Source organism: Cupriavidus sp. FW305-27, assembly GCF_058787995.1.
This window is the reverse complement of sequence record NZ_JBYTAG010000014.1, coordinates 1-15,057: the sequence shown is the minus strand read 5'-3', so window position 1 is coordinate 15,057 and position 15,057 is coordinate 1. Positions and strand designations below refer to the sequence as shown.

Annotated in this window: 16 protein-coding genes; 10 read left to right on the top strand and 6 right to left on the bottom strand. The window is 67.7% G+C overall.

Going from position 1 to position 15,057, the window contains the following annotated elements; all coding sequences use genetic code 11:
- Positions 1–105: 105 nt before the first annotated feature.
- The gene (gene egtD / locus AC3WRI_RS09040) at positions 106–1,203 is read right to left on the bottom strand and encodes an L-histidine N(alpha)-methyltransferase (RefSeq protein ID WP_492293143.1); all 1,098 of its coding nucleotides are present in this window, start codon (positions 1,201–1,203) and stop codon (positions 106–108) included.
- A gap of 521 nt (positions 1,204–1,724) precedes the next feature.
- On the opposite strand from egtD, the gene AC3WRI_RS09035 reads away from it, so the two are divergent.
- The 3 genes from AC3WRI_RS09035 to AC3WRI_RS09025 all read left to right on the top strand — a co-directional run bounded on the left by AC3WRI_RS09035 (position 1,725) and on the right by AC3WRI_RS09025 (position 3,861).
- Positions 1,725–2,426 carry a TerC family protein gene (locus AC3WRI_RS09035; RefSeq protein ID WP_010813608.1) on the top strand — a complete coding sequence of 234 codons (702 nt, stop codon included), beginning with the start codon at positions 1,725–1,727 and terminating at the stop codon, positions 2,424–2,426.
- Between the two features lie 143 nt (positions 2,427–2,569).
- A complete protein-coding gene (locus AC3WRI_RS09030; RefSeq protein WP_010813609.1) occupies positions 2,570–3,364 on the top strand; it encodes a thymidylate synthase in 795 nt (264 codons plus the stop codon).
- Positions 3,361–3,861, top strand: a complete 501-nt coding sequence (locus AC3WRI_RS09025; protein WP_010813610.1) for a dihydrofolate reductase — start codon at positions 3,361–3,363, stop codon at positions 3,859–3,861. The genes AC3WRI_RS09030 and AC3WRI_RS09025 overlap by 4 nt, the downstream gene beginning before the upstream one ends.
- A 65-nt stretch (positions 3,862–3,926) precedes the next feature.
- Here the strand turns inward: AC3WRI_RS09025 and pmbA are convergent, their stop codons facing one another.
- Positions 3,927–5,294, bottom strand: a complete 1,368-nt coding sequence (gene pmbA, locus AC3WRI_RS09020) for a metalloprotease PmbA (RefSeq protein WP_010813611.1) — start codon at positions 5,292–5,294, stop codon at positions 3,927–3,929.
- Positions 5,295–5,343: 49 nt separating this feature from the next.
- Between pmbA and yjgA the strand changes: the two genes are divergently transcribed.
- Positions 5,344–5,964 (top strand): ribosome biogenesis factor YjgA, encoded by a 621-nt coding sequence (gene yjgA, locus AC3WRI_RS09015; RefSeq protein WP_010813612.1) that lies wholly within the window; start codon positions 5,344–5,346, stop codon positions 5,962–5,964.
- The gene (mog, locus tag AC3WRI_RS09010; protein ID WP_010813613.1) at positions 5,961–6,599 is read left to right on the top strand and encodes a molybdopterin adenylyltransferase; all 639 of its coding nucleotides are present in this window, start codon (positions 5,961–5,963) and stop codon (positions 6,597–6,599) included. Before yjgA ends, mog begins: the two co-directional genes overlap by 4 nt.
- A gap of 48 nt (positions 6,600–6,647) precedes the next feature.
- Here the strand turns inward: mog and AC3WRI_RS09005 are convergent, their stop codons facing one another.
- Positions 6,648–7,529: an AEC family transporter gene (locus AC3WRI_RS09005; RefSeq protein ID WP_492293141.1), complete on the bottom strand. Its 882-nt coding sequence runs from the start codon at positions 7,527–7,529 to the stop codon at positions 6,648–6,650.
- Positions 7,530–7,624: 95 nt separating this feature from the next.
- A complete protein-coding gene (gene orn, locus AC3WRI_RS09000; RefSeq protein WP_058696652.1) occupies positions 7,625–8,251 on the bottom strand; it encodes an oligoribonuclease in 627 nt (208 codons plus the stop codon).
- Positions 8,252–8,478: 227 nt separating this feature from the next.
- On the opposite strand from orn, the gene AC3WRI_RS08995 reads away from it, so the two are divergent.
- The 3 genes from AC3WRI_RS08995 to AC3WRI_RS08985 are packed head-to-tail and all read left to right on the top strand — an operon-like array spanning position 8,479 to position 11,033.
- A complete protein-coding gene (locus AC3WRI_RS08995) occupies positions 8,479–9,726 on the top strand; it encodes a M48 family metallopeptidase (RefSeq protein ID WP_010813616.1) in 1,248 nt (415 codons plus the stop codon).
- Positions 9,723–10,694 carry a ribosome small subunit-dependent GTPase A gene (rsgA, locus tag AC3WRI_RS08990; protein ID WP_010813617.1) on the top strand — a complete coding sequence of 324 codons (972 nt, stop codon included), beginning with the start codon at positions 9,723–9,725 and terminating at the stop codon, positions 10,692–10,694. Before AC3WRI_RS08995 ends, rsgA begins: the two co-directional genes overlap by 4 nt.
- A gap of 33 nt (positions 10,695–10,727) precedes the next feature.
- Complete coding sequence (locus tag AC3WRI_RS08985) at positions 10,728–11,033, top strand: putative signal transducing protein (protein ID WP_010813618.1); 306 nt, start codon at positions 10,728–10,730, stop codon at positions 11,031–11,033.
- Between the two features lie 25 nt (positions 11,034–11,058).
- Here the strand turns inward: AC3WRI_RS08985 and AC3WRI_RS08980 are convergent, their stop codons facing one another.
- Together AC3WRI_RS08980 and AC3WRI_RS08975 are read right to left on the bottom strand one after the other, a co-directional pair.
- Positions 11,059–12,054 (bottom strand): CobD/CbiB family protein, encoded by a 996-nt coding sequence (locus AC3WRI_RS08980; RefSeq protein ID WP_492293140.1) that lies wholly within the window; start codon positions 12,052–12,054, stop codon positions 11,059–11,061.
- Between the two features lie 178 nt (positions 12,055–12,232).
- Complete coding sequence (locus AC3WRI_RS08975) at positions 12,233–12,931, bottom strand: pirin family protein (protein ID WP_058696653.1); 699 nt, start codon at positions 12,929–12,931, stop codon at positions 12,233–12,235.
- A gap of 152 nt (positions 12,932–13,083) precedes the next feature.
- Here AC3WRI_RS08975 and AC3WRI_RS08970 point away from each other — a divergent pair, with 152 nt between their 5' ends.
- Both AC3WRI_RS08970 and gluQRS read left to right on the top strand, forming a co-directional pair.
- Positions 13,084–14,004 carry a LysR family transcriptional regulator gene (locus tag AC3WRI_RS08970; RefSeq protein ID WP_010813621.1) on the top strand — a complete coding sequence of 307 codons (921 nt, stop codon included), beginning with the start codon at positions 13,084–13,086 and terminating at the stop codon, positions 14,002–14,004.
- Between the two features lie 11 nt (positions 14,005–14,015).
- On the top strand, positions 14,016–14,948 hold the full coding sequence (gene gluQRS / locus AC3WRI_RS08965; RefSeq protein WP_010813622.1) for a tRNA glutamyl-Q(34) synthetase GluQRS: 933 nt from the start codon (positions 14,016–14,018) through the stop codon (positions 14,946–14,948).
- The last annotated feature ends 109 nt before the right edge of the window (positions 14,949–15,057 follow it).

Below are 15,057 nucleotides of genomic sequence, written 5' to 3'. Positions count from 1 at the left end.
GTGACCGAAGCAGGCAACTGCTGGCCCGGCGCTCGCACGCCAGGCCGGCCGCGGTCATTATGACACTACCTGCCATCCCCGCCGGATGGCGCCCGCGCGGGCGGATCAGCCGCGCGCGTGGAACACGGCGAACCAGCCGCTCGGGTCGGTCCAGTACACCGGGTCGTCAAACCCGGCGGCTTCCAGCAAGAGCGTGAAGTCCTCCGGGCGGTACTTGTAGGAGTCCTCGGTATGAATCCGTTCGCCGGCGGCAAACTCGCGCGCGCCGCCCTGCCACTGCACGCGCACGTCGCAGCACGCCTGCAGGTGCATCTGGATGCGCGAGGCCGCGCGGTCGAAGCTCGCCACATGGCGCCAGTCGTCCAGCGAGAAATCCGTGCCGACGATGCGGTTCACGTTGCGCAGCACGTTGCGGTTGAACGCGGCGGTGACGCCCAGCGCATCGTCATAGGCAGACACCAGCGTGGCTTCGTCCTTGTGCAGGTCGACCCCGATCAGCACGCCGTCGCCGCGCCCGGCCGCGCCGCGCATGCGCTGCAGCAACGCCAGGGCCTCGACCGGGGCGAAATTGCCGATGCTCGAGCCCGGATAGAAGAACAGCCGCCTGCCGCGCCTGACGTTGGCGGGCAGATCGAACGGCGCACACAGGTCGGCGCCCAGGCCCAGCATCGGGATGTCGGGATGCTGCTGCTGCAGCGACGACAGCGTCGCGCGCAGGAACTCTATGGAGATATCCAGCGCCACGTACTGCGCCGGGCGCAGGGTGCCAAAGAGCCTGGCAGCCTTTTCGCAATTGCCCGCACCCAGGTCCACCAGCACGCAGCCGCTGCCGGCACGCGCGGCGATGGCGGGCGCCGCGCTGGCAAAGATCGCGGCCTCGGTGCGGGTCGGGTAGTACTCTGGCAGGTCGGTGATGGCTTCGAACAGGCGCGAGCCCAGCACGTCGTAGAAGAACTTGGGGCTGATGGCGGCCTGCCCGGCACGCAGCCCGGCCAGCACCTGCTCGCGCAGCGCGCCGCTGTCCTCGCGGTACTGCTGCACGAACTCCGGCTGGGGCGGCTGCCGGTGCGCGCGGCCATTGGCCAGCGCGACCAGGGCGGGCGGTGCGGCCGCATGGCCGTTGTGGTGGTTCAGGGGTGGGAGAGGTGTCTGCGGGGCTTTTTTCTGGAAGGGGGTATTCGGCGGATTCGGGACAGCCGGCATGTCGTTTCCTTGTGTGGTCGCGAATGGTCACTGCTTCACTGCGTATTCCCCAAGGCCGCGCTGTGCATGTCGTGCGCGCCGGTCTCCGCAACGCCTCCCTGTGCCGTCCGGGACGCATCGGGCGAAGCCGAACCTAAAGGATAGGCCCATCCGGCGGATCGCGCACCGCCGATCGCCGGATGCGCCGCACGCAGCACATCAAGAACTTTGAGTCAGTATCTTTCCTAATGGGGCATATCCCTTGCAGTTCGTTTATAATCCCGCCCAGCGCGGCCCCGAAACGGGTCGTGTCCCTCAAAGGGGAGTAGCTCCGGGGCCCATGCCCTTAGCACAATCGTCATTCCGGGACCCTTGTCCCCGGTTGTGCTGACTACCGGCGTGCATACCGCGCCAGTGGTCGAGCAAGACCTTTGCAACCTGGACTTCATGGTTTGCAAAGGCGCCCCCACGCTCCCGTGCTACGTGAAACCAGGCGAACCCGATACGCGCACTTGCGCTGATTTGTACCCTGAGGAGAGTTCATGGAGTGGTTTACCGATCTGTTCACGATGCAGTTCCTGACGGCACTGCTGTCCATCGTCGTCATTGACCTGGTGCTGGCTGGAGACAATGCCATCGTGATCGCCCTGGCGGCGCGCAACCTGCCCGCCCACCTGCAGAAGAAGGCCATCATCTGGGGTACCGTCGGCGCCGTGGTGGTGCGCTCGGCCATGACGATCGGGGTGGTCTGGCTGCTGAAGATTCCGGGGCTGATGCTGATCGGCGGCCTGGCGCTGGTGTGGATTGCCTACAAGCTGCTGTCCGACGAAGGCGACGGCGAGGGGCACGGCTCGGGCGCCTCGACCCTGTGGGGCGCAATGAAGACCATCATCATCGCCGACGCGGTGATGGGCGTGGACAACGTGCTGGCCGTGGCCGGCGCCGCGCACGGCAGCTTCCTGCTGGTGGTGCTGGGCCTGCTGATCAGCATCCCGATCGTGGTGTGGGGCTCGAGCCTGGTGCTCAAGCTGATGAGCCGCTTCCCGATCATCATCTACCTGGGCGCAGGCGTGCTGGCGTTCACGGCAGTCAAGATGATCGTGCACGAGCCGATGATCAAGGCGTTCTTCGAAGCCAACCCGGTGGTCAACTGGGGCCTGTACGTGCTGATCGTCGGCGGCGTGCTGGGCGCCGGCTACCTGGTGCAGAAGCGCCGCGTGCAGCAACCGGCCGGCAGCCACTAAGGCGGCAAGCCGTGCCAGGCATGGCCGGGGCACCCGCCCCGGCCATGCCGCTGAAGGGCCATCCTGAGGGATGGCCCTTTTGCTTTAAAATGCCAGCTTTGCGGGACCAGTGCCCGCGTCACTCCCGATCCCGCCCCGCGCCGATGAAACAGTACCTCGACTTCATGCGCCATGTGTACGAGCATGGCACCGACAAGGCCGACCGCACCGGCACCGGCACGCGCTCGGTGTTCGGCTACCAGATGCGCTTCGACCTGCGCGCAGGCTTCCCGGTGGTGACCACCAAGAAGCTGCACCTGAAGTCGATCATCTATGAACTGCTGTGGTTCCTGCAGGGCTCGACCAACGTGCGCTGGCTGCAGGAGCACGGCGTCACCATCTGGGACGAGTGGGCCGACGAGAACGGCGAACTGGGCCCGGTCTACGGCTCGCAATGGCGCTCGTGGCCGACGCCGGACGGCCGACATATCGACCAGATCACCGACCTGGTGGCGCAGATCCGCGCCAATCCGGATTCGCGCCGCCTGATCGTGTCGGCCTGGAACGTGGCCGACATCCCGCGCATGAAGCTGCCGCCCTGCCACGCGTTCTTCCAGTTCTACGTGGCCGATGGCCGGCTGTCGTGCCAGCTCTACCAGCGCAGCGCCGATATCTTCCTGGGCGTGCCGTTCAATATCGCCAGCTATGCGCTGCTGACCCACATGATGGCGCAGCAGACCGGGCTGGAAGTGGGCGACTTCGTCTGGACCGGCGGCGACTGCCACCTGTACAACAACCATTTCGAGCAGGTGCAGACCCAGCTGGCGCGCGAGCCGCTGGCGCTGCCGCAGCTGAAGATCCTGCGCAAGCCCGACAGCATCTTCGACTACCGCTACGAAGACTTTGAACTGGCCGGCTACCAGTCGCACGCCGCCATCAAGGCACCGGTGGCCGTATGACGCTGCTGACACTGGTCGTCGCCCGCGCCCGCAACAACACCATCGGCCGCGACAACACGCTGCCGTGGCGCCTGCCGGAAGACCTGGCGCACTTCAAGCGTACCACCATGGGCGCGCCCGTGATCATGGGCCGCAAGACCTGGGACTCGATCGGCCGCCCGCTGCCGGGGCGCCGCAATATCGTGGTCAGCCGCAACCCGGACCTGCGCATCGAGGGCGCCGAGGTGGCGGCCTCGCTGGAAGATGCCCAGCGCCTGTGCGTGGGCGCGGAGCAGATCTTCCTGATCGGCGGCGCGCAGCTCTACGCCGAGGCCATGCCATGCGCGGACCGGCTGGTGGTGACCGAGATCGATGCGGATGTGGAAGGCGATGCCTTCTTCCCGGCAATCGACCGCACCCAATGGGTGGAGACCGCGCGCGAGACGCATCATTCGGAGGCCAATGGCTTCGACTATGCGTTCGTCACGTACGAGCGGCCGCCGTCGGACGAGTCGTAAGCCGTTGCGCGGGCAATAAAAAAGCAGGCCGTCAGGCCTGCTTTTTTTTGGGTGGCGCGCGCCGCTCAGGTGCCGGCAATCGTCATCTGCTCGAGCAGGATCGAGCCGGTTTCCTTGGTGCCGCGCACCAGCGAGTCCGCGCCGATGGCGACGATCTGCTGGAACATCTCGGCCATATTGCCGGCGATGGTGATTTCCTCCACCGGGTACTGGATCACGCCGTTCTCGACCCAGTAGCCCGAGGCGCCGCGCGAATAGTCGCCGGTCACGTAGTTGACGCCCTGCCCCATCAGCTCGGTCACCAGCAGGCCGGTGCCGAGCTTGCGCAGCATCGCCGGGAAGTCGTCGCCGGGCTCGGTCAGCGAGCTGGTCAGTGTCAGGTTGTGCGAGCCGCCGGCGTTGCCGGTGGTCTGCATGCCGAGCTTGCGCGCGGAATAGGTCGACAGGAAATAGCCCTGCACCACGCCGTCGCGGACCACGTCGCGGGCACGGGTGCGCACGCCTTCCTCGTCGAACGGGGCGCTGCCCATGGCGCCGGGGGTGTGCGGCTGCTCATGGATCTGGATATGCGGCGCAAACACGGCCTGGCCCAGCGAATCGCACAGGAACGTGGATTTGCGGTACAGCGCGCCGCCCGACACCGCCTGCACGAAGGCGCCCAGCAGCCCCGCGGCAAGCGGCGCCTCGAACAGCACCGGGCAGCGGCGCGTGGACAGCTGGCGCGCCTGCAGCCGCGCCAGCGCGCGCTCGGCGGCGTAGCGGCCGATGTCCTCGGGCGCGGCCAGCGCCAGCGGCGAGCGCTTGGACGAGTACCAGTCATCGCGCTGCATGCCGCTGCCGCTGCCGGCGATCGGCGCGCACGAGATGAAATGGCGCGAATACGGGTAGCCGCCCGAGAAGCCGCGCGTGGTCGCCAGCACGAACTGCGAATGCTGCGCCGACACGCTGGCGCCGTCGCTGTTGCGGATGCGCGGCGACACCGCGAAGGCGGCGGCCTCGGCGCGGGTGGCAATGTCGATGGCGCGCTCGGCGTCCAGCGCCCACGGGTGGAACAGTTCCAGGTCCTGCGGCGCGCGTTCCAGCAGTTCTTCCTCGGCCAGGCCGGCGCAATCGTCCTCGGCCGTGAAGCGGGCGATGTTGTAGGCGGCCTCGGCGGTGGCGCGCAGCGCGGCCGGCGAGAAGTCCGAGGTGCTGGCATTGCCGCGGCGCTTGCCGATCATGACCGTGACCCCGACCACCTTGTCGCGGTTCTGCTCGATGGTTTCCACCTGCCCCTTGCGTACCGATACCGACAGGCCGCTGCCTTCGGAGATCTCGGTGGCGGCGTCGGTCGCCCCAAGTTCGCGTGCAACGCGCAGCACATCGGCGGCCATCTCGCTGAGCTGGGCCTGGGTGTAGGTGAAGTGCGCGGTCTGTTCTGCGATCTGGTCCATGCTGGGCGGGTGTCATCAAAAGTCCAAGCGGCAATCATAGCAAGATAAAATGCCGGGCATGACGCGAAATTCCCGTAATCCGAATGGCTCGCGCTTTCCCGGAGGCTTTGCGCCCGAACCGGAAGACGACGAACCGAAAAGCAAGTCGCAGCGCAAGCGCGAAATGACCGCCCTGCAGGACCTTGGCGCCGAGCTCGAAGCCCTGGCCAAGGACCGCCTGGCGCGCGTGCCCATGCCCGAAGCGCTCGCCGACGCCATCCACCAGGCCCGCCGCATCAACAGCCACGAAGGCAAGCGCCGCCAGATGCAGTTCGTGGGCAAGATCATGCGCGGCCTCGACGATGAAGAGGTCGAGGTGATCCGGCAAGCGCTGGAGGGCTTCAAGGGCACCAGCAAGGCCGAAACCGCCCGCATGCACCTGATCGAGCGCTGGCGCGAGCTGCTGCTGGCCGACGACGCGGCGCTGACGCGCTTCCTCGCCGAGCACCCCGGCATCGACGTGCAGGCGCTGCGCAATACCATCCGCAACGCGCGCAAGGAAAAGGAGCAAGGCAAGCCGCCGCGCTATTTCCGCGAGCTGTTCCAGGCGATCAAGACGGCGCTGGATGCGAAGGACGGCAAGGCCGGCGCCGCCGCGGACCAACCCCCTACCCCGGAGCCCGAGGCATGACCCAGACCACGCAGCCGGTAGTCCGCAACCATCCCGATGAACTCGTTGTCGGCTTCGTTTCGATCTCGGACCGCGCCTCGGCCGGCACCTACCAGGACGAAGGCATCCCGGCGCTGCGCGAGTGGTTCGGGCGCACGCTGACCACGCCCTGGCAGGCGGTGGAGCGGCTGATCCCGGACGAGCAGGCGCAGATCTCGCGCACCCTGATCGACCTGGTCGACGTGGCCGGCTGCGACCTGGTGCTGACCACCGGCGGCACCGGCCCGGCGCGCCGCGACGTGACGCCCGAGGCCACGCTGGCCGTGGGCACCAAGGAAATGCCCGGCTTCGGCGAGCAGATGCGCCAGGTCAGCCTGCATTTCGTGCCGACCGCGATCCTGTCGCGCCAGGTGGCGGTGATCCGCGAGACCGCCAGCCGCGCCGCGCTGATCGTCAACCTGCCCGGCCAGCCGCGCGCCATCCGCGAGACCCTGGAGGGCCTGCGCGATGCCGATGGCAAGGCCGTGGCGCAAGGGATCTTTGCTGCGGTGCCGTATTGCATCGACCTGATCGGCGGCCCCTACATGGAAACCGATGAGGCCGTGGTCAAGGCCTGGCGCCCGAAGAACGCCGTGCGGGCCAAGCCCGCGGCGTAATCGCCAATCCCCGCAGGCGCGCGCCTGCGGGCTCCCCTTCCCCGCGCCTCAGCGCAAGCCCAGGTACAACCCCACCGGCACGAACACCACCGCGGCGATGTTGCCCAGCAGCACGATCGACGCCACCTGGTCCGGCTCCTGCCGGAAATGGTCCGCCACCAGGAAGTTCAGCACCGCCGGCGGCAGCGCGGCAAACACAAAGAGCAGGCCGCGCTGCAATTCGGTCAGCGGCACCCACTGCGCCAGCAGCAGCGCCACCGCGATTCCCGTCAGCGGGCAGGCCGCGGCGCCGACCAGGCCCATGCCCCAGTTGCGCAGGCTCACGTCCTTCATGCGCACGCCCAGCGCAAACAGCATCAGCGGCACGGTGGCGTCGCCCAGCAGCTTGACCGACTGGTATACCGGATCCGGCAGCGTGAACCATGGCCGCGCCAGCGCCAGCGCCACGCCCGCCACGGTGGCCAGCACCATGGGGTTGCGCGCGATCTGCCCCATCGACGCATGGCGGTTGACGATCTTCATGCCGATGGTGAAGTGCATCAGGTTCGATGCCGCGAACAGCGCCACCGCCGGCGCCAGCCCCGCCGGACCGAAGGCAAATACCGACAGCGGCAGCCCCATGTTGCCGCAGTTGTTGAACATCATCGGCGGCACGAAGGTGCGCGGATCGGCCTTCAGCAGCCGCGCCAGCGCCCACGCCAGCACGCCGGAGCCCAGCACCACCGCCACCGCGCAGCCCAGCAGCACCAGCTGGTCGGCCAGCACGAAATCCTTGCTGACGAAGGCCGACACCACCAGCAGCGGTGCGATCACGTCCAGCGTGGCGCGGTTGATGCCGGCCATGTCCGGATGGGCCTTGCGCCCGTACAGCCACCCGACCAGGATGATCAGGATGACCGGCGTGATGATGGAGACGATGCGCTCAAGCATGGGCAGGCGGGCGGGACGCGCCCCGGCGGCGGCCGCCCCGTGCGGGCGGCCCGTCGCTTGCAGTGGGTTGTTGTTCCGGGAGCAGCCGGCCCCGCTTATTGCGCGGGCGTGTCGGCGGCCGGCGCGTCCGCTGCCGGTGCGGCGCCCGGCGCGGTGTGCCGGATAAAGTGCGTGCGGTAGTAGCGCAGTTCTTCGACCGATTCCAGGATGTCGGCCAGCGCCGTATGCAGCTGGCGCTTGATAAAGCCCTTGTGGATGGCCGGCTCCCAGCGCTTGCACAACTCCTTCAGCGTGGACACGTCCAGGTTGCGGTAGTGGAAGAAGGCCTCCAGCTTGGGCATGTAGCGCGCCATGAAGCGGCGGTCCTGGCAGATCGAGTTGCCGCACATCGGCGACTTGCTGGCCGGCACCCAGCGCTTGAGGAAGGCCAGCAGCTCGGCCTCGGCCTGCTCTTCGGTCAGGGTCGATGCCTTGACCTTGTCGATCAGGCCCGAGCGGCCGTGGGTGCCCTTGTTCCAGTTGTCCATGCCATCGAGCACGGCGTCGCTCTGGTGGATCACCAGCACCGGGCCTTCCGCCAGGATATTGAGTTCGGAGTCGGTAACGACGATCGCGATTTCGATGATGCGATCGGTATCCGGCTGCAGGCCGGTCATTTCCATGTCCAGCCAGATCAGGTTGTTTTCGCTTTTGACGGATTTGGCGGTGGCTTGGCTTGTCATCGGGACTGCGGAAGATAGGGATTTCAGGGAAGCGGCCGCGGCGGGGGCGGGCGCGAACAATTTATAATTCTCGCATATCCGTCCGGAATGGCCGTTTGCGCACCAGCGCCGGGGTGTTTTCCGGATATCCCGGACCACCGCCTGCCCCACCCCGGGGCTCGGCGGTTCCAACGGACGCCCGCCGCGCACAATGCGGGGCGCCCGCACCCACAACAAGGCTCTTGCCGATGTTCACGATTGTCTTTCTCGCCGCCCTGGTGCTGATGGTGCTGACCAGGCTCTGGCTGGCCGCCCGCCAGGTCCGGCATGTGGCGCAGCACCGCAATGCGGTGCCGCCGCGCTTTGCCGACACCATCAGCCTGGCCTCGCACCAGAAGGCCGCGGACTACACCATCGCCCGCACCCGGCTGTCGATGCTCGAGGTGCTGGCCGGGGCCGCGGTGCTGATCGGCTTCACCATGCTGGGCGGGCTGCAGTGGCTCAACCAGTCCTGGCTGGACACTTTCGGCCCAGGCTATGCCTATGGCGTGGCGCTGGTGGCCAGCGTGGCGCTGATCGGCGGGCTGGTGGACCTGCCGTTCTCGCTGTACGGCCAGTTCGGCATCGAGCAGCGCTTCGGCTTCAACAAGATGACGTTCGGCCTGTGGCTGGCCGACATGGCCAAGATGCTGGTGGTGGCCTGCGCGCTGGGCCTGCCGCTGCTGCTGGCGGTGCTGTGGCTGATGGAGCGCGCCGGCTCGCTGTGGTGGGTCTGGACCTGGCTGGTGTGGATGGCCTTCAACCTGTTCCTGCTGGTGGTGTTCCCGACCTTTATCGCACCGCTGTTCAACAAGTTCGAGCCGCTCACCGACGAATCGCTGCGCCAGCGCATCGAGGCCCTGATGAAGCGCTGCGGCTTTGCCAGCAAGGGCCTGTTCGTGATGGACGGCAGCAAGCGCAGCGCCCACGGCAATGCGTATTTCACCGGCTTCGGCGCGGCCAAGCGCATTGTCTTCTTCGACACGCTGCTGGAGCGCCTGTCGGGCGACGAGATCGAGGCGGTGCTGGCACATGAGCTGGGCCACTTCAAGCGCCGCCACGTGACCAAGCGCATCGTCGTCACCTTTGCGCTGAGCCTGGTGTTCCTGGCGCTGCTGGGCTGGCTGGCCACGCGCAGCTGGTTCTACACCGGGCTGGGCGTGGTGCCCAACCTGGGCGTGTCCAACAACGCGCTGGCGCTGGTGCTGTTCTTCCTGGCGCTGCCGGTGTTCACCTTCCTGCTGGGGCCGCTGTCGAGCCTGTCGTCGCGCCGCCATGAGTTCGAGGCCGACGCCTTTGCCGCCGACCAGACCGATGCCGGCAACCTGGTGTCGGCGCTGGTGAAGCTGTACAAGGACAACGCCTCGACGCTGACGCCGGATCCGCTCTACAGCGCCTTCTACTACTCGCATCCGCCCGCCGCGCAGCGGATCGACCGCCTGCTGGCGCACGCATGAGCCGCGCCACGCGTCACCGCAACGCCGGCGGCGGCAGCCATGCCGGCACGGCCACCGAATCCGCGCTGATCATCGCCGCCCATGGCCGCCACTACGTGGTCGAGCTGGGCGACGGCACGCGCATGCATGCCTTCCCGCGCGGCAAGAAGAGCGACTGCGCGGTGGGCGACCATGTCAGCGTGGAACGCGCCGCCGCCGACCAGTGCGTGATCACCGCGGCCTCGCCGCGCAAGAACCTGCTGCACCGCTCCGACCAGTTCAAGTCCAAGCTGCTGGCCGCCAATATCGACCAGGTCGTGATCGTGCTGGCAACCGAGCCGGGCTTCTCCGAAGACCTGCTCGGCCGCGCGCTGGTGTCGGCCGAGGCCATGGAGATCCGGCCGCTGATCGTGCTCAACAAGACCGACCTGCCCGACCGGCTCGAAGAAGCGCGAGGGCGCCTGGCGCTGTACCGCGGGCTGGGCTACGACACGCTGGAGCTGTCGGTGCGCGCCGACCCGGCGCAGGCGCTGGCCGCGCTCAAGCCGCGCCTGGCGGGGCTGGCCAGCATCCTGATCGGGCAATCGGGCATGGGCAAGTCGTCGCTGCTGAACCTGCTGATCCCGGGCGTGGATGCACAGACCCGCGAGATCTCGGCCAAGCTCGACTCCGGCAAGCACACCACCACCTTCACGCGGCTCTATCACCTGCCGGCCGAATGGGGCACCGTGGACGGCCATCAGGGTGCGCTGATCGATTCGCCGGGCTTCCAGGAATTCGGCCTGTACCACCTGAGCGAGGGCATGCTGGAGCGCGCCTTCCCGGAGTTCCGCCCGCTGCTGACCGGGTGCCGCTTCTACAACTGCCACCACGTCAACGAGCCCGGCTGCGGCGTGCTGGCCGCGGTCGCCTCGGGAGCGATCTCCGAGCGCCGCCACCAGCTCTACATGCAGTTGCTGCACGAATCCAACCAGCAGAAGCCGTGGTAAGGTAAGCGCACCTGGGTTACCCGGTGCGCTGCCATGAAACTGCTGCTGTCCGCCACTTCCCTCGTCCATGCAGCCCATTGCCGGAACGTCCTGCGGGCGGCCGGCATCCGGGCGGAATTGCGCAATACCTGGCTGGCCGGCGCGACCGGCGAGATCCCGTTCCGGGAGAGTGCGCCACAGGTGTGGCTGGTCGATGACGAGATGGAAGCGCAGGCGTGGGCGGTGCTCAATGCCGCCGCCAACCCGGCGCCGGGGCCGAGCTGGCAATGCCGCCACTGCCTGGAATGGCACGAGGCCCAGTTCGGGGCCTGCTGGCGCTGCGGCGCGGCCCGCGACTAGCGCGCCGCCCCCTTTTTAACGCTGGTCAGCCGACCCAGAGCGCCAGCGACAGCATCGCCAGCAGCAGCATCCAAAGCACCACCGCGCGCCATACCAGGCCCACGGCCGACTGCAGCGTGCGCACGCCGGGCTCGGTGCCGAATTCGGGCGGCACCGGTTCCGGGCCGCCGTTTTCCTCTTCCATGCCGGGCGCATAGTCCACGGCCGGACCAGCCACGCTGGCGCGCAGCACCACGGTGGAATCATCCTCGGCCAGCGGCGTGCCCAGGCGCACGCCCAGCGCCCCGCCCCCACTGGCAAGCAGGATGCCGTTGACGGCATCGTTCCACTTGCGCGCATGGTTGCGCCAGGCGTAGACCGCGTCCTCGAAGTTGCCGACGATGGCAAAGCCGATCGCCGTCAGCCGCGACGGAATCCAGTCCAGCAAATAGAAGGCGCGCGCCGCAAAGCGGCCCAGCGCGGGGCTGCGCTCGGTCGAGGGCAGGTTCCAGTGGCGGCTCAGGTATTCGGCGGTGCGGTACAGCACCACCCCGCCGGGGCCGACCGGCACCAGGAACCAGAAGAACACGCCGAACACATGCCGGTGCACGGCGATGATGGCCGCCTCCAGCGTGTGCCGCACGATCTCGGAGACCGGCATCTCGACGGTGTCCAGGCCGGTCCACTCGTGCAGCAGCGTGCGCGCGGTATGGACGTCATCGCGGTTGAGGGCCTCGTGGATGTCGGTGAAGTAGTGGCTGAACTGGCGAAAGCCCAGCGTCATGTACAGCACCAGCACATTCCAGGCGAGCGTCAGCGCCACGCTGATCGAGGCCAGCAGGTAGTGCACCACGATCACCGCCAGGGTCAGCGGCAGGACCACGGTCAGCCAGGCCAGCGCGGCATCGCGCGGGCGGCCGGTGTCGAAGGCGTGTTCCGCGCGGTCGCCGAGTGCGCGCACGATCTCGTGGATCGGGTTGTTGCGGCCCAGGGCGCGGAATTGTTCAGCGATCAGCGCCAGGAGAATGGAAACAAAGGTCATCTTGGTACGGGGTGTTCCAAGGGCACGCCTGGCCCTTCCGGGCTTGCCGGCGATGTGCCGGCGCAGGCGCAATGCATAGCGAGAAGATAGCACAGCGGTACCTGCCGGAGCCCGGCGCGCAATGCAAAAAGCAAAAGCCCGCCGAAGGCGGGCTCTCGCATGCGGCAATGAACGATGCTCAGGGCAGGTCGAACACCAGCACTTCGGCGCCATCGCCGCCGGACAGCGCGACCTCGCCCTCGGCTTCCAGCTTCGCCGCGTCGCCGGCTTCAAGCGCCTTGCCGTTGACCGTCACCCGACCGCGCGCCACGTGGATATAGGCGCGGCGGCCCGGCGCAAGCGCCAGCGTGGCAGCCTCGTCGCCATCGAACAGGCCGGCGTACAGGCGCACGTCCTGGTGGACCACCACCGAGCCCTCGGCACCATCGGCGCTGGCCACCAGGCGCAGCTTGCCACGCTTGTCGGCTGCGTCGAAATGCTTTTCCTCGTAGCCGGGCTCGATGCCGTTCTCGGCCGGCATGATCCAGATCTGCAGGAAGTGGGTGGTGTCGTGCGCGGCGTGGTTGTACTCCGAATGGCGCACGCCGGTGCCGGCGCTCATGCGCTGCACATCGCCAGGGCGGATCACGCTGCCGTTGCCGATGCTGTCCTTGTGGGCCAGTTCGCCCTCAAGCACGTAGCTGATGATCTCCATGTCGCGGTGGCCGTGCGTGCCAAAGCCCATGCCCGGCGCGACGCGGTCCTCGTTGATCACTCGCAGTGGCCCAAACTGCACATGCCGCGGGTCATAGTAGTCGGCGAACGAGAACGAATGAAAGGACTTCAGCCAGCCATGATCGGCGTAACCACGCTCTGCAGACTTTCTGATTTCAATCATTTTGATGGCCCTCCTTGAGCCTGTTTGCCCGCAAGCACTGGCTTGGTAACCGTGTCGCGGCATACGTTTTCGCTTTGATGCTAGGAAGTTTAGGGCTTGAGGCGTATATTTACGGGGATCGACTTAGAAGCAGTCATTCAGAATTTCTGAACATGGCCCTCTCGCTAGAATCCCTCGAAGTCCTCGACGCCATCGAACGCAAGGGCAGCTTTGCCGCCGCCGCCCACGAGATGGGCAAGGTCCCTTCCGCGCTGACCTACGTGGTGCGCAAGCTGGAAGAAGACCTGGACGTGCTGCTGTTCGACCGGCGCCGCCACCGCGCCGAGCTGACGCCGGCCGGACGCGCCCTGCTCGATGAGGGCCGCCACCTGCTGCATGCCGCCGATGACCTGGCACGGCGCGTCAAGCGCCTGGCCACCGGCTGGGAGGCTACCCTCACCATCGTGGTCGACGACCTGATCAACTTCCGCGCGCTGCTGCCGGTGATCCACGACTTCTACGCCGAGAACACCGCCACCCGGCTGCGCTTTTCCAAGGAAGTGCTGGGCGGCGCCTGGGATGCGCTGGTCAACAACCGCGCCGACCTGGTGATCGGCGGCGCCTACGATGCGCCCAGCACGCAGGGCTTCCAGATCCGGCCACTGGGCTCGATGCCGTTCGTGTTCGCGGTTGCCGCGCACCATCCGCTGGCCACCGAGGAAGGCCCGCTCACCACCATCCAGATCGCCAGGCACCGCATCGTCGCGGTGGGCGACACCTCGCGCAACCTGCCGGCGCGTACCCATGGCGTGCTGGCCGGGCAAGACGTGCTGGTGGTGCCCACCATGCGCGACAAGCTCGAGGCACAGATCCGTGGGCTGGGCTGCGGCTGGCTGCCGGCGCCGATGGCGCAACCCCATATCGAAAGCGGCGTGCTGCAGGCGCGCGAGACCGTCGAGGTGCGCGCGCCCGGCAACTTCAAGGTAGCCTGGCGCACCAGCAACCGCGGCAAGGCGCTGCAGTGGTGGGCCAGCAAGCTGGAAGACCCGCGCCTGGCGCAGGCACTGCTGCAGCAACCCGACTTCGCCGGCTGAGGGCAGGTCTCATGGCAGTGACAGCAACGACGGCAGCAACGACGGTTGCCGCGACCGGCTATCGCGGCCGCTTCGCCCCCTCGCCCACCGGGCCGCTGCATATGGGCTCGCTGGTCACCGCGCTGGCGAGCTGGCTGGACGCGCGCGCGCACGGCGGCCAGTGGCTGGTGCGCATCGAGGACATCGACATGCCGCGCTGCGTGCGCGGCGCGGACGACGACATCCTGCTCACGCTGGAACGCCTGGGCATGGCGCCGGACGAGCCGCCGGTATGGCAGAGCCGGCGTGAGCCGTTCTATGCCGATGCGCTGCGCCGCCTCGACGCCGCCGGGCAGCTCTACCCGTGCGGCTGTTCGCGCAAGGAGATCGCCGACTCACTGGTGCACGTGCGCGAGCGGCACCAGACCCTGGGCTATCCCGGCACCTGCCGCCACGGCCTGAACGGCAAGCTGCCGCGCGCCTGGCGCGTGCGCGTGCCGGACGGCCCGGCCGCCACCCTGTGCTTCGACGACCGCTGGCAGGGCCGCCAGTGCCAGGACCTGGAAACCGAGCTGGGCGACTTCGTGCTGCGCCGCGCGGACGGGCTGTGGGCGTATCAACTGGCGGTAGTGGTGGATGACGGCTTGCAGGGCATCACGCATATCGTGCGCGGCGCCGACCTGCTCGACTCCACGCCGCGCCAGATCCACCTGCAGCACCTGCTGGGCCTGCCCACGCCGGCGTACCTGCACGTGCCAGTGGTGGTCAACGAAACCGGCGAGAAGCTGAGCAAGCAAAGCGGTGCGCAGGCAATCGACACCACCGCACCGCTGGACGCGCTGCGCGAAGCCGGCACTCACCTGGGGCTGTCGAACCGCGCGGAAAATGTGAAGGACTGGCTTGCGCGCGCCACCGACGGGTGGCGCCAGTTGCTGGCCGATCTGCCGCGACCCCCGCACGGATAGCGCCCCCCCCCAAAAGCAAATGGCCCGCGCAGGTGAACTGACCCCGTAAAGTTGGACGGGTAAGTTAGGCCGCCAAGGGCTGAGTCCTGTATTGCACGGGGCTCAGCCC